Genomic DNA, 12,664 nt, shown 5'->3' with positions numbered 1-12,664 from the left:
AACCCTGACCCTGAACACCGGAGCCCGGATCCTGCACACCCGGGGCTCGGACCCTGCACAACGGAGCCCGGACCCGGAGTTGGGAACCCCGGAACAAGGAGAAGCGCGCCCCCTTACGGTCGAGGGCGCGCTTCTCGGCGAGATCAGGACATCTTGCGTGATGTCTCGTCCGCCTTCTCAGACACATTGGCCGCGATCCGGTCTGCGGACTCGGCGGTCCTTTCCGCCTTCTCGTTGACCCATCGTGAGGCATCCGAAGCGGAATCTTTCATGTGCTCGGTCCACTGCTGAGCATTGCGGCGGTAGGCCATGTAGCCGATCGCCCCCACCGCGAGGCCGGTCATGAGGATGAACATCGGCCACCGCGTCGACCGCGACGGTGTCGGGTCGATCTTCCTGGCCGCCCTGGTCAGCGCCGAGCTGACCCTGGGAGCGACCTGGTCCTCGAAGCCGTGCGCCGCGGACTCGAGCCGCGGCGCCGCCCAGTAGCGGGCGTCTTCGATGCGCTGGGCGGCGGCCATTCTGGCCTGGTCCGCCACAGGTGCCATGCGGTAGCCGGTTCGCACGGCCTGGGCCTTCACACGGCCCATCCACGTGGCAGGTGTTGCTATGGCCACGCGGCGTCTCTTCATTGTCAGGGACACGACAACCTCCCCTGTCGTTGGGGCCCCGAGCCTGACCTTCCCTGGACAAGGCGGCTCAATCATGGCCGTCCATGGGAGGATGGCTCTGGAGGCCGAACGGCCATAGTCCTCAAAACACCACAAAACCAACCCTGCGCATAGAGGGGGGCAGCTGTCTCGTGGCTGAGAAGCTGATCGCTAACCTGCAGACCAATCGCGGCAATATCAAGGTGGAACTCTTCCCTACCAAGGCCCCGAAGACGGTACGGAACTTCGTCGAGCTGGCAGAAGGCTCGCGCGAATGGACGCACCCAGGCACCGGTGAGAAGAGCACCGCCCGCTACTACGACGGCACGATCTTCCACCGGGTGATCTCCGGTTTCATGATCCAGGGCGGGGACCCGCTGGGGCAGGGCATCGGCGGTCCCGGTTACGAGTTCGACGACGAGATCCACCCCGACCTCTGGTTCAACCGGCCGTACCTGCTGGCCATGGCCAACGCGGGCATCCGCTTCGGCAAGGGCACCAACGGCTCGCAGTTCTTCATCACGGTCGTGCCAACGCCGCATCTCAACGGCAAGCACACGATCTTCGGTGAGGTGATCGAGGGGCAGGACGTCGTCGACGCCATCGCCAAGACCCGCACCGACCGCCGTGACCGTCCGGTGGAGGACGTCATCCTGGAGTCGGTCACCATCGACCGCGTCCAGGCCTGACCCAGGACGCTGAGGGGGGACGGGCACGTCCCGACCGGCGCTCGCCGCTGACCCGGCCCACGACGCGCCGCGGACGTGCCTCCCACGCAATCCGCCCCTCGCGCGGTGCCCCGTGGCGTCGACGCGCCGGTGGCGCGTCTCCAGACGCATCGTGGGGCGCGCTCACGTGGAATGCGGACGTGCCTAAGGTGTGGTGCGGACGTGCCTTCCACGGCGCGCGTGGGCCGGGGCGGCAGGCGGTCGGGGGCGGGGTGGCAGGCGGTCCGGGGCGGGGTGACGGCCGTACGGCGGGGGCGGGGCGCGCGGGCACGCGGCACGCCCGCACAAGCCATAGGCTTTCGGTCATGACCAGCCAGCCGCCCAGCCCGCCCCCTCAGCCGGAGCAGCCGGCTGAGGCTGTGCCCACGTGCTACCGGCATCCCGACAAGGAAACCTGGGTCCGCTGCCAGCGCTGCGAGCGGCCCATCTGCCCCGACTGCATGCGTGACGCCGCGGTCGGCTTCCAGTGCCCCGAGTGCGTGGCCGAGGGCAACCGCGGCATCCGCCAGGCCAAGTCCACTTTCGGCGGCGGTGTCGTCCGCACGCCGTTCGTGACCTACACCATCCTGGTCGCCAACGTCCTGATCTTCGGCGCTCAATACCTTCTGGGCAACGACGTCACGCTGCAGCTGGCCATGTGGCCCAACGGCGTGGCCCACCTCGACGAGTACTACCGGCTGATCACCGCAGCGTTCGTGCACGGCGGCGTCTTCCACATCCTGTTCAACTCCTGGGCGCTCTACGTCGTCGGCCCCTACCTGGAGCGCGCCTTCGGCCATGTGCGTTACGTGGCCCTCTACGTGATCAGCGCGCTCGGCGGCTCGACGCTCGGCCTCTGGCTCGACCCGCTCAACCAGCCCACGGTGGGCGCGTCCGGGGCCATCTTCGGCCTGTTCGGTGCGGTGTTCGTGGTCGGCCGTCGACTCAACATGGACGTCCGGGGCATCGCCGTGCTCATCGCGATCAACCTGGTGATCACGTTCCTGGTCTCAGGCATCAGCTGGACCGGTCACATCGGCGGGCTCATCACCGGGTCCGTGCTGGCGGCGGCCATGGCCTACGCCCCCAAGAACAACCGGACCCTGTGGCAGGTCCTGGCGATCGTGGGAGCGCTGGCGCTGCTGGCCGTGCTCGTGGTGGTGCGGGCGTCGGCCATCCTGGCCGGCGCCTGAGGCGCGCCCACAGGGTGTGGAAAAGGCTGTGGAAAGACCTAACGCCAGCGGGTGGAAAGCACCACACCGAAGATGATGAAAACAAACCCGATCAGCAGGTTCCAGTTCTGGAGGTCGCCGATGAAGGGGGTTTGCGGCGCGACGTAGTAGACCGCGATCCACAGAATGCCGATGATCCACGCCATGACCATCGTGGGGGCCAGCCAGCGCGGGCTGACCTTGACCTGCTGAGACCTCTGCGGCGGCGTGTAGACCGCCTTCTTGCGAGCCTTGGACTTGGGCACTGGGTAACTCCTGCTGAGGGCCTGGGGCATCCGGATCGTCCGCAGGCTCTTTGTCGAGCCTAATTGAAGTGTGGTCCAGAATAGTCGCCACGCGCACGTCATGGCGATTCAGGACCTCTCGCCGTGCCCCGAACGCCCTGATCGAATGGGGACTGCGCTCCGGGCCTGGGAGTCGGCCGGCGCCGCGCGTACCCCGGTGCCTGCGACGATCGTCCTGGTCCTCGCCGAGGTGGACGTAATCTGGAATGTCGTCTTTCCGGTGTTGGAGCCCTTGGTGACGCTCGACGAGGTGACCGTAACGAAATGAGCCGCGTGCTGGTCGTGGACAACCACGACAGCTTCGTCCACACGATCGTGCAGTACCTGCGGGAGCTGGGCGCCGACTGCGACGTGCGGCCACGCGACGACGTACGCGTCAGCGACGCCGACGGCTTCGACGGCGTGCTCATCAGCCCCGGTCCGGGCGCCCCCGAGGCGGCCGGCGTCAGCGTCCCCCTCGTGCGCCACGCGGCAGCGCGCGAGCAGCCGCTGCTCGGCGTCTGCCTCGGTCACCAGGCCATAGCCGTCGCCTTCGGCGCCACCGTGTCCCGCGCGCCCGAGCTCTTCCACGGCCGCACCAGCGACATCTCACACGACGGCAGGGGCGTGTTCGAGTCGCTGCCCTCGCCGGTGCGCATGACCCGCTACCACTCGCTCGCCGTGCTGCCCGAGACCGTGCCCGACGTGCTCGACGTGACCGCGCGCACCGCGGAGGGCGTCATCATGGGGCTGCGCCACCGCCGGGCGCCCATCGAGGGCATCCAGTTCCACCCCGAGTCCGTGCTGTCCGAGCACGGCCACACCCTGCTCCAAAATTGGCTGCGCGAAACCGTGTAACGAACTTCGCCCGTACGGCGACTTACAAATGAGCGTCCCCGCCGTTGCCCCCGAGCGGCGGGGGCGTTCTTTTTTGGGCCTCGTAAGGGAAGGGCCGCCCGCCCCTCGCGGGACGGGCGGCCCTTCACCGCTTGCCCGAGCCTCAGAAACCGCCGTCGCCGTCGTCAATCGGGCTGTCGTCGGTCGGCTCGTCGGTCGGGAACTCCGACTGTTCTTCCGTGGGCAGAGGATCGGTCGGGACGTCGGTGGACGGCGGATCCGTCGGCTGCTGCTCCGGACCCGTGGACACCACGATCGTCACCGTCGTGTTCGGCCGCAGCTTCTCGCCCGCGCCCGGGTTCTGCGTGATGACCGTGCCTTGCGGGGCCTCGTCGCTGGCCTGCGGCACGACCCTGGTCTTGAAGCCGGCCTCCCTCAGCGCCTTCGTGGCGTCTTCCTCGGTCAGGCCGGTCACGTTGGGCACCTCGCCCAGCGCCTGAGGCACGAAGAGGGTGACGGTGCCGCCCTCCTCGATCTCCTCGCCGGGCTTGGGCTTGGTGTCGATGACCGTGCCCTGCGGCCTGCTGGACACCTTGGTCTTGACCGTGCCCACCAGGCCCTCGGCCTGCAGGGCCTTCATGGCCTCTTCCTGCTTCAGGCCGATGAGGTTGGCAGGCACCTTCTTCTTCTCAGGGCCCTTGGAGACGAACAGCTTGACGGTCTGGCCCTTGTCGACCTTGGCGCCCGCGGCCGGGTCGGTCCGGATCACGCTGTTCTTCTTGACGTCGGAGCTGAACTCCTGCACCACCTCGGGCTTGAGCCCCATGCCCGTGAGCTGATCTTCAGCGTAATCCCGCGACTGCGAGGCGAGCTCGGGGATCGTGAGCTGCGTGCTCGTCTGCGTGTTGCCGGTGCCGAACACCATGTAGCCGACGGTGACGAAACCGCCGATGATCAGCAGCGGGATGATGATCCACAACGCCGTCTTGACCGCGTTGCCGCCACCGGAGGCCCTGCGCCGCCCGCCGCGGCCACCGCCGCCGTCGCCGTCGCCGTAGTCGTACGGCGGGACCGCGCTGGTGCGCTGCGTGGCCGGCCCCGTGGCCGCCTGCGTCGCGGTCATCATGCGCGTGCCCTGGCCGTAGTTGCTCGTCATGGCCATGGTCTGGGCGTCGGTCGGCATGCCGGACATCGCCCGCTGGATGTCGGCCCGCATCTCGCCCGCGCTCTGGTAGCGCTGGGCCGGGTCCTTGGCCATGGCCTTGAGCACGATGGCGTCGGCCCACTGCGGGATCTCGCGGTCGATCTGCGACGGCGGGATCGGCTCTTCGCGCACGTGCTGGTAGGCGATCGCGACGGGAGAGTCGCCGGTGAACGGCGGCTGCCCGGTGAGCAGCTCGTAGAGCACACAACCGGTGGAGTAGATGTCACTGCGCGCGTCGACCCGCTCGCCCCGCGCCTGCTCCGGCGACAGGTATTGGGCGGTGCCGATCACCTGCGCCGTCTGCGTCATCGTGGCCGCGGAGTCGGCCATCGCGCGGGCGATGCCGAAGTCCATCACCTTGACGTCGCCCGCCCGCGTGATCATCACGTTGGCCGGCTTGATGTCGCGGTGCACGATGCCGCCGCGGTGGCTGTAGTCCAACGCCCGCAGGATGCCGTCCACCAGCTCGATGGCGCGCTCGGGCAGCAGCCGCCGGTCCTGGCGCAGCAGGTCGCGCAGCGTCCTGCCATCGACGTACTCCATCACGATGTATGGCACGGGGGTGCCGTCGGTCACGTCTTCGCCGGTGTCGTAGACCGCGACGACGGCCGGGTGGTTCAGGGAGGCGGCGGACTGCGCCTCGCGGCGGAACCGGGCCTGGAAGGTGTGGTCGCGTGCCAGGTCGGACCGGAGGGTTTTGATCGCGACTATGCGGTCCAGCCGGATGTCTCGGGCGCGATACACCTCGGCCATGCCGCCGCGCCCGACGACACCGTCGAGCTCGTAACGACCTCCGAGTAGCCGAGGCTGAGTCATTTCCTGCACTGTCCCTTACCGTTCATCTTGGGTGCCGGCCTGCTCGGGGGGCCGCCGGTGTCCATCATCGACCCCCTGGCGCGTCACGTCTCCTCCTTGGGCGGGTTTGTCTCACCCGGGTCTGGCGAGGCGGTCGGTGTCGGAGTTGTCGGAGTTGTGGTGGGCTTTGGGCTGGTGGGTGTTGGTGTTGCGGTCCGCGTGGTCGGTGTCGGTTTCGGTGTCGGCTTCTTCGTAGGAGTTACCGACTTGCTTACCGTAGCCGACCGTGAGGCTATCGGCCTCGGCGACTTCACCGGAACCACCGAGGGTCGGCGTGTGCGCGCCTTGGTCTTGGTGGGCCGCGCCTGCTCGGGCGTCAGCTCCGCCGACTCCGTCGGGTCCGTCACCTCGGGCGATGTCGTCTCCACCGGCGGGCGGCCGGCGAACGTGATGGCGCTGAGCCCCACCGCGGCCACACATCCGGCCGTGGCCACCGCCGCGAGAGTCCTGGCGCCCTTTCGTCGCTTGCCCGGCCGCGCCTCCAGCGCGGTGGCCGGGGCCAGGTCGTCGGTGTCGCGCTCGTCCTCCGGCGACGGCTCGCGTACGCGGAAGCCCGCCGGGTCGGTGAACATGCTCAGGTCGGCCCCGGGCTCGGCGCCGACCAGCGACTCCCGCAGGACGTAAGCCCGGTCGGCCACCTCCAGCGCCGTGGCGGGCCGGTGCGCGGGATCCTTGGCCAGCAGCGCCATGACCAGCTCCCGCACCGGTGCGGGCACGTCGGCGCCGAGCGGCGGCGGCAGCTCATTGAGGTGCAGCAGCGCGATCGCCACCTGGCTGTCCCCGCGGAACGGCGTGCGCCCCGCCAGGCACTCGTACGCCACCACGCCCAGCGAGTAGAGGTCGGTCGCCGGCGTGAGCGTGAAGCCCTGCGCCTGCTCGGGGCTGACGTATTGGGCGGTGCCCAGCACGGTGCCCGTCTGCGTCACCGGCGCCGCCTCCAGCGCCCGCGCGATGCCGAAGTCCGTCACCTTGATGACGCCCTCGGGCGTGACGAGGAGGTTGCCCGGCTTGATGTCACGGTGGATGATCCCGGCCGCGTGCGCAGCGTGCAGCGCCTTGGCGGTCTGGTGGACCACGTCGAGCGCCACCTCCGGACCGATGGCGCCGTTGCGGGCCAGGATGGCCGACAGCGGCTCTCCGTGGACCAGCTCCATCACGAGGTAGGCCAGGTCGCTCTGCTCGCCGTAGTCGAAGACCTGCGCGACCCCGGGGTCGGCCAACGACGCCGTGATCCTGGCCTCGTTGCGGAACCGCTCGCGGAAGGCGGGGTCGGCGTGGATGTGACTGCGCAGGATCTTGACGGCCACCTCGCGCCCGAGGAGCTCGTCATGGGCGCGCCACACTTCACCCATACCGCCCGTGGCGATGCGGGAGACCAGAAGGTAGCGGTTACGGAGCCGCATGGTCCAGCAGGTTACCGTCACTCACTACTTCAGCACCGCCTCCAGCACGGCCTTCGCGATCGGCGCGGCCGTGTGGCCGCCGGTCGCCTCCGCGCCGACGTTGGCCGCACCGGACTCGACGATGACCGCCAGAGCCACCTTCGGGTCGTCCGCGGGCGCGAAGGAGATGAACCAGGCGTGCGGAGGCTGGCCGTCGGCCGTCTCCGCGGTGCCCGTCTTGCCCGCTACTTGGACGCCTGGAACCTGCGCCAGGTTTGCGGTGCCGTTGTTGACGACGCTCACCATCATCTCACGCAGCTTGCCCGCCGTCTCGGAGCTGACCGCCGTCGTCAGCTCGTCGGGCCGGGCCTCGTCGACGGTGTCGCCCTTGGCGTCGGTGATCTTGTTGACGAGGTACGGCTTCATCACCGTGCCGTCGTTGGCGATGCCGGCGGCGATCATGGCCATCTGCAGCGGCGTCATCCGGTTGCTGCGCTGCCCGATGGAGGCCATCGCCAGGGCCGCCTTGTCCTCTTCGTCTCCGAAGTCGCTCTGTTCGACCTTCATCGGCACGGAGATCGGCTCCCCCATGCCGAACTTCTCGGTCTGCTCGTTCATCTTGTCGTAGCCCAGATCCATGCCCATCTGGGCGAACGGCGTGTTGCAGGACTTCTCCAGCGCGAACGTCAGCGTCACCTGGCCGGAGCCGCAGGCGGCGCCGCCGTAGTTGGGCAGGCTGATGTTCGTGTTGGGCAGCGGGAGCCGCTGCGGGGCCTTCACGGTGGTGTCGGGGCCGCGCGAGGAGTCGTCCTCGAGGTACGCCGCCATCGTCACGACCTTGAACGTCGACCCGGGCGGGTAGGTCTGGCCGATGGTGCGGTTGAGCAGCGGCTGGCTCTTCTCCTTGGCGAGTTCGTCGTAGCGGGTGAAGACCTTCGCCTTGTCGGTGCCCGACAGCTCGGTCGGGTCGTACGTCGGCAGCGACACCATCGCCAGGATCCCGCCGGTCTTCGGATCGAGCGCGATCACGGCGCCCCGCTTGCCGCTCTGCCGCAACGCGTCGTACGCGGCCTTCTGCGCCTTGGGGTTGATCGTGAGATCGACGTTCGCGCCCTTGGCGGCCTCGCCGGTGAACAGGTCGATGCTGCGCCGCAGCAGCAGGTCGGCGCTGGAGCCGTCGAGCAGTTGGTTCTCGCTCTGCTCGATCGCGCTCGCGCTCTCCGGCGAGAAGAAGCCGGTGACGTGCGCGTAGAGCTTGGCCTCGGGATATTGCCTGACGAACTTGAAGTTCGGGTCCTTAGTCTCGACCGACTGCGCGAGCACCTTGCCGCCCGCGGTGATCCGGCCGCGCTCGATGGCGTAGCGGTCGAAGAAGTTGCGGGTGTTGAGCGGGTTGTCCCGAAGCTCCTCCGCCTTGACCGCCTGGAGGTAGTTCACGTTGAGCATCAGGAGGGCGAACATGGCCAGGGCGGCCACGGCCACGCGCTTCAGGGTGCCGTTCATCGCTGGAACACCTGCGTCAATCCTTCGTTCTGGATCGCCTGGGGTGGGGGGCGTCTGGCGGCGTCTGACGTTCGTACCAGGAGCGCGATAAGAATCCAGTTAGAGAGCAGGGCCGAGCCGCCCTGGGACATGAACGGCGTCACGAGGCCGGTCAGCGGGATGAGGTTGGTCACACCGCCGACGATGATGAAGATCTGCCAGGCCAGGATGAACGACAGGCCGCCTGCCAGCAGCTTCGTGAAGGGGTCACGGGCCGACAGCGCGGTGCGCAGGCCGCGCTCGACGATCAACGCGTAGATCATCAGCAGCGCCATCAGGCCCGTCAGGCCAATCTCCTCGCCTGTGGCACTGAAGATGAAGTCGGAGAACGCCAGCGGGATGAGCTCGGGGTGCCCCTGGCCCAGCCCCGTGCCGAGGATGCCGCCGGAGCCCAGGGCGAACAGGCCCTGCATGAGCTGCTCGCTGCCGCCGATCGCGCGGTAGAGCTCGGGGTCGTCGGGGTTGAGGTAGACCTCGAAGCGCTGCTGGACGTGGTCGAAGACCATGCCGGCCAGGATCGCGCCCCCCACGAAGAGGAGGATGCCGATGATGACCCAGGAAATGCGCTGCGTGGCGACATAGAGCATCGCGATGAACGTGCCGAACAGCAGAAGCGAGGAACCCAGGTCCTTCTGCATCACCAGGATGCCGAGGCTGACACCCCAGGTGATGAGCACCGGGCCGAGGTCACGGGCCCGCGGCAGGTCGATGAACAGCAACCGGCGCCCGGCGAGGGCGAGCACGTCGCGCTTGGCCACCAGGTAGCCGGCGAAGAAGACAACCAGTGCGAGCTTGGCGAACTCGGCGGGCTGGAGCCGGAGCTGGCCCACGCCGATCCAGATGCGAGCGCCGTTGATCTCCTGGCCGAGGAGCGGGGTCAACGGCGAGACCAGCAGAAGCAGGCCCACAGCGCCCGCGGTGTAGGTGAGCCGCTGGAGGATGCGATGGTCGCGCAGGAAGATCAGGGTGAGGCTGAACAGCACGATGCCGATCAGTGTCCACAGCAACTGGGTGTTGGGCGAGGCGAGCCTGGCGGAAGGCAGCTTCGAGGGAGACTCGGAGAGCCGGTAGATCATCACCAGCCCCAGGCCGTTGACCAGCGTCACGAGCGGCAGGATCAAGGGGTCTGCCCACGGGGCGAACTTGGCCAGCACCAGGTAGGCCGCCAGCATCAGGCCGCCAAGGCTCAAGCCGTACGTGAGCATGCCCGCGGGGACCTCCCCGTTCATGGCCAGCCCGACGTTGGCGTAGGCGGCCATGACGAGCAGCACCGCGAAGGTCAGCATGATCAGCTGAGCCGCGCGGCGCTTGGCCGGCATGGGGACGGGGGAGTCGGCGACTTCGCTCATTTACTGCTGTTTCGTCTTGGTCGCGCTCGCGGATGGGGTGGGCGACGCGGTCGTGGGCGTGTCGCTCTGCTGATCGCCGGAGAACTTCAACGCGTTGATCCTCGCCATGCCTTCGTCGACGGTGGTCACCGGGATGCCGCTCTTGATCAGCGCCTGGTCGGCCTCGGACAGCTGGGAGATCTTCCGTCCTGTGGGCCTGGAGACGCTGAAGAGCTGGAAGGGACCCACCTCCTTCTTGATCCCCTGGAACACGACCACTTCGTCGCCCCTAGCACCGACGAAGAACTGGTCCTGCGTCCACTGGTATCCAAAGTAGCCGCCGACGCCGACGGCGACGATGCCAACGCCGAGCACGGTGACGAGCACGGGCCACACGCGACGACGGCGCCCCGACCGCCGGGGCGCCTGAGCGCCGACCGGCTCGTCGAAGTCGTCATCGGTGATCGCCGGCTGGGGTGCGGTCACCGCGCTCACTCGCCCCGGCGAGGTGTCCTGTTGATCCATCGGGGAGTTGCCGCGCAGCCGGTTCATGCCCGCGGCGCCGACGACGGCGGCCTCGGCGGGCACCTGCTGCCCATCGGTGATCTCAAGGACGTCGGCCAGCACACATGTGATGTTGTCCGGCCCTCCACCCCTGTTCGCCAGGTCGATGAGCTGGCGGACGACCTCCTCGGGGTCGTCGATGTTGGTGAGCGTGGCGTGCAGCGTCTCCGCGCTCACCACGCCGGACAGCCCGTCCGAGCACAGCAGGTAGCGGTCGCCCACCTGCGCCTCCCGGAGCGTGAGGTCGGGATCGACCTCGCCGCTGCCGTCGAGCGCGCGCAGCAGGATCGAGCGCTGCGGATGCGTGGCGGCCTCTTCCGGCGTGATGCGCCCGTCGTCGACGAGCTGCTGCACCAGCGTGTGGTCATGGGTGATCTGGTAGAGCTCCCCGCGCCTGAGCAGGTAGGCGCGCGAGTCGCCGACGTGAACGAGGGCGACCTGGGTGCCGTTCCAGAGCATGGCCGTGAGGGTGGTGCCCATGCCTTTGAGGCTGGGATCCCGCCCCACCATTTCGTGCAGCTTGCGGTTGGCGTCGCGTACCGCTGCCTCGATGGCGTTGAGCAGGTCACCCCCCTGGTGGGCCTCTTCCAGAGAGGCCATGGCGGCGATGGCGACTGAGCTCGCCACCTCGCCGTGTGCGTGCCCGCCCATGCCGTCGGCGACGGCGAGCAGGCGGCCGCTAGCGTACGCCGAGTCCTCGTTCCCTTCGCGGAGGAGGCCGACGTCCGAGCGGGCGGCGTAGCGGAGTGCGATGGTCATTTGCGCAATTCAATGACTGTTTTGCCGACGCGGATCGGAACACCGAGCGGCACCGGGGTCGGGCGGGTGACTTTTGAGCGGTCGAGGTAGGTGCCGTTGGTGGACCCGAGGTCCTCCACGATCCACTGACCGTCCTGAGGGAAGAGCCGGGCGTGCCGGCTGGAAGCGTAGTCGTCGCTGACTACCAGCGTGGCGTCGTTTGCCCGGCCAATGGTGATGGGCGTCTCCGTGAGGTCGATGGTGGTGCCTTGCAGCGGGCCACCTGTGACGATGAGCTGGCGTGGCTCGCCCTTCTTGCTCTTGGGCTTTGCCGGGGGTTTGGCGGGTTTGGCGGCTTTGCGCGGGCCCGCGGGAGCCGTGCGTGAACCGAACAAGTCAGTCCGGATCACGCCGACTGCGGCAATGACGAAGAACCACAGCACCGCCAGGAAGGCGAGCCGGATCAGCAGCAGCGTGAGCTCGGACATGGACCGTTTGTCTACCCCTAATCGCGCCGGAACACCAGAGTCGTGCGCCCCAGCGTCACTCGCGTGCCGTTCTGGAGCTCGATCCTGCGTACCGGCTGGCCATTGACGAAAGTGCCGTTCGTCGATCCCAGATCGACGAGGACCACGGTCTGGCCCTCGACGCGCAGCTCAGCATGATGCCGCGAAACGCCCGGATCGACTAGACGAAGATCGCAGTCGGTGCCCCTGCCGAGCAAGGTCACCGGAGTGGTGAGTTCGTAGGAACGGTCGCCCTGCGGATCGTCCTGGGTGGAGACGAGCAGCCTGGGCCGCCCGTTGAACGCGTGCGGCCGGGACGGAGGCAGGTCGCTCGCCGGCTGGCGGATCTCGTCCTGCTCGACCGTCGCGCCGCGGATGACGCCGGACCTGATGCGGAACAAGCCCACAGCCAGGTCACCGGCGGTCTCGAAGCGAACCCGGACCGGTCCCACGAAAGAGTAGCCCTGCTCTTTGGCGTACTCCCTGGCGAGGTTGGCCAGCTCGTGACTGATGCTGTCGGCGTAGACCTCAAGCCGCTCGCTGTCGGTCGTGGACAGCTCAACCACGAAGTCGTTGGGCACGAGCGTACGACCCTGAGCGACGATCGCCGCACGCTCATCCATCTCCCGCTGAACCGCGCTGGCGACCTCGACCGGCTGAAGGTCAGATTTGAACGCCCGCGCAAAGGCCCCCTCAACCAAGCCTTCGAGCCTTCGCTCGAAGCGCTGAAGGACTCCCACCGGGTACCTCCCTTCCTCCGTGCATATGATCGCGGCCCCCAGACGCGTACGGCGCCCGGCTCCGCTTGTTCCACGTCGCGGCGTTCCCCGGCGCCCGTCGGCTGTCGCGCCCAGCT

Annotated in this window: 13 protein-coding genes; 4 read left to right on the top strand and 9 right to left on the bottom strand. The window is 68.3% G+C overall.

Annotated features, from left to right (window positions below):
* Positions 1–143: 143 nt before the first annotated feature.
* A complete protein-coding gene (locus tag ID574_RS12025) occupies positions 144–581 on the bottom strand; it encodes a hypothetical protein (RefSeq protein WP_188188878.1) in 438 nt (145 codons plus the stop codon).
* Between the two features lie 221 nt (positions 582–802).
* Between ID574_RS12025 and ID574_RS12020 the strand changes: the two genes are divergently transcribed.
* Both ID574_RS12020 and ID574_RS12015 read left to right on the top strand, forming a co-directional pair.
* Positions 803–1,339: a peptidylprolyl isomerase gene (locus ID574_RS12020; RefSeq protein WP_188188877.1), complete on the top strand. Its 537-nt coding sequence runs from the start codon at positions 803–805 to the stop codon at positions 1,337–1,339.
* 344 nt (positions 1,340–1,683) lie between these two features.
* Positions 1,684–2,550, top strand: coding sequence for a rhomboid family intramembrane serine protease (locus tag ID574_RS12015; protein ID WP_223166612.1), 867 nt, complete (start codon positions 1,684–1,686; stop codon positions 2,548–2,550).
* Between the two features lie 38 nt (positions 2,551–2,588).
* On the opposite strand, the gene ID574_RS12010 is transcribed toward ID574_RS12015, so the two are convergent.
* Entirely contained in the window at positions 2,589–2,834 is a 246-nt protein-coding gene (locus ID574_RS12010; protein WP_188188876.1) for a cell division protein CrgA, read from the bottom strand.
* Between the two features lie 100 nt (positions 2,835–2,934).
* Here ID574_RS12010 and ID574_RS12005 point away from each other — a divergent pair, with 100 nt between their 5' ends.
* Both ID574_RS12005 and ID574_RS12000 read left to right on the top strand, forming a co-directional pair.
* Complete coding sequence (locus tag ID574_RS12005; RefSeq protein ID WP_188188875.1) at positions 2,935–3,141, top strand: hypothetical protein; 207 nt, start codon at positions 2,935–2,937, stop codon at positions 3,139–3,141.
* A complete protein-coding gene (locus ID574_RS12000; RefSeq protein WP_188188874.1) occupies positions 3,138–3,710 on the top strand; it encodes an anthranilate synthase component II in 573 nt (190 codons plus the stop codon). Before ID574_RS12005 ends, ID574_RS12000 begins: the two co-directional genes overlap by 4 nt.
* Before the next feature lie 142 nt (positions 3,711–3,852).
* On the opposite strand, the gene pknB is transcribed toward ID574_RS12000, so the two are convergent.
* From pknB to ID574_RS11965, 7 genes are all read right to left on the bottom strand, one after another.
* Positions 3,853–5,709, bottom strand: coding sequence for a Stk1 family PASTA domain-containing Ser/Thr kinase (pknB, locus tag ID574_RS11995; RefSeq protein WP_188188873.1), 1,857 nt, complete (start codon positions 5,707–5,709; stop codon positions 3,853–3,855).
* A gap of 83 nt (positions 5,710–5,792) precedes the next feature.
* On the bottom strand, positions 5,793–7,151 hold the full coding sequence (locus ID574_RS11990; RefSeq protein ID WP_188188872.1) for a protein kinase domain-containing protein: 1,359 nt from the start codon (positions 7,149–7,151) through the stop codon (positions 5,793–5,795).
* A gap of 24 nt (positions 7,152–7,175) precedes the next feature.
* Complete coding sequence (locus ID574_RS11985; protein ID WP_188188871.1) at positions 7,176–8,633, bottom strand: peptidoglycan D,D-transpeptidase FtsI family protein; 1,458 nt, start codon at positions 8,631–8,633, stop codon at positions 7,176–7,178.
* Complete coding sequence (locus tag ID574_RS11980; protein WP_223166610.1) at positions 8,630–10,021, bottom strand: FtsW/RodA/SpoVE family cell cycle protein; 1,392 nt, start codon at positions 10,019–10,021, stop codon at positions 8,630–8,632. Before ID574_RS11980 ends, ID574_RS11985 begins: the two co-directional genes overlap by 4 nt.
* A complete protein-coding gene (locus ID574_RS11975; RefSeq protein WP_188188870.1) occupies positions 10,022–11,323 on the bottom strand; it encodes a Stp1/IreP family PP2C-type Ser/Thr phosphatase in 1,302 nt (433 codons plus the stop codon).
* Entirely contained in the window at positions 11,320–11,790 is a 471-nt protein-coding gene (locus tag ID574_RS11970) for an FHA domain-containing protein FhaB/FipA (protein WP_188188869.1), read from the bottom strand. Before ID574_RS11970 ends, ID574_RS11975 begins: the two co-directional genes overlap by 4 nt.
* Before the next feature lie 17 nt (positions 11,791–11,807).
* Positions 11,808–12,548, bottom strand: coding sequence for an FHA domain-containing protein (locus ID574_RS11965; protein WP_080044004.1), 741 nt, complete (start codon positions 12,546–12,548; stop codon positions 11,808–11,810).
* Positions 12,549–12,664: the final 116 nt, after the last annotated feature.

It is taken from the genome of Nonomuraea sp. SYSU D8015, assembly GCF_008065375.1.
GTDB lineage: Bacteria > Actinomycetota > Actinomycetes > Streptosporangiales > Streptosporangiaceae > Nonomuraea.
Note: the sequence above shows the minus strand (reverse complement) of the source record. Positions and strands in the feature narration are given on the sequence as shown.

Coding starts and splice junctions, on each gene's coding strand:
- ID574_RS12015 (WP_223166612.1), top strand. CDS start 1,684: ATGACCAGCCAGCCGCCCAGCCCGCCCCCTCAGCCGGAGCAGCCGGCT.
- ID574_RS12005 (WP_188188875.1), top strand. CDS start 2,935: ATGGCGATTCAGGACCTCTCGCCGTGCCCCGAACGCCCTGATCGAATG.
- ID574_RS12000 (WP_188188874.1), top strand. CDS start 3,138: ATGAGCCGCGTGCTGGTCGTGGACAACCACGACAGCTTCGTCCACACG.
- pknB (WP_188188873.1), bottom strand. CDS start 5,709: ATGACTCAGCCTCGGCTACTCGGAGGTCGTTACGAGCTCGACGGTGTC.
- ID574_RS11990 (WP_188188872.1), bottom strand. CDS start 7,151: ATGCGGCTCCGTAACCGCTACCTTCTGGTCTCCCGCATCGCCACGGGC.
- ID574_RS11985 (WP_188188871.1), bottom strand. CDS start 8,633: ATGAACGGCACCCTGAAGCGCGTGGCCGTGGCCGCCCTGGCCATGTTC.
- ID574_RS11980 (WP_223166610.1), bottom strand. CDS start 10,021: ATGAGCGAAGTCGCCGACTCCCCCGTCCCCATGCCGGCCAAGCGCCGC.
- ID574_RS11975 (WP_188188870.1), bottom strand. CDS start 11,323: ATGACCATCGCACTCCGCTACGCCGCCCGCTCGGACGTCGGCCTCCTC.
- ID574_RS11970 (WP_188188869.1), bottom strand. CDS start 11,790: ATGTCCGAGCTCACGCTGCTGCTGATCCGGCTCGCCTTCCTGGCGGTG.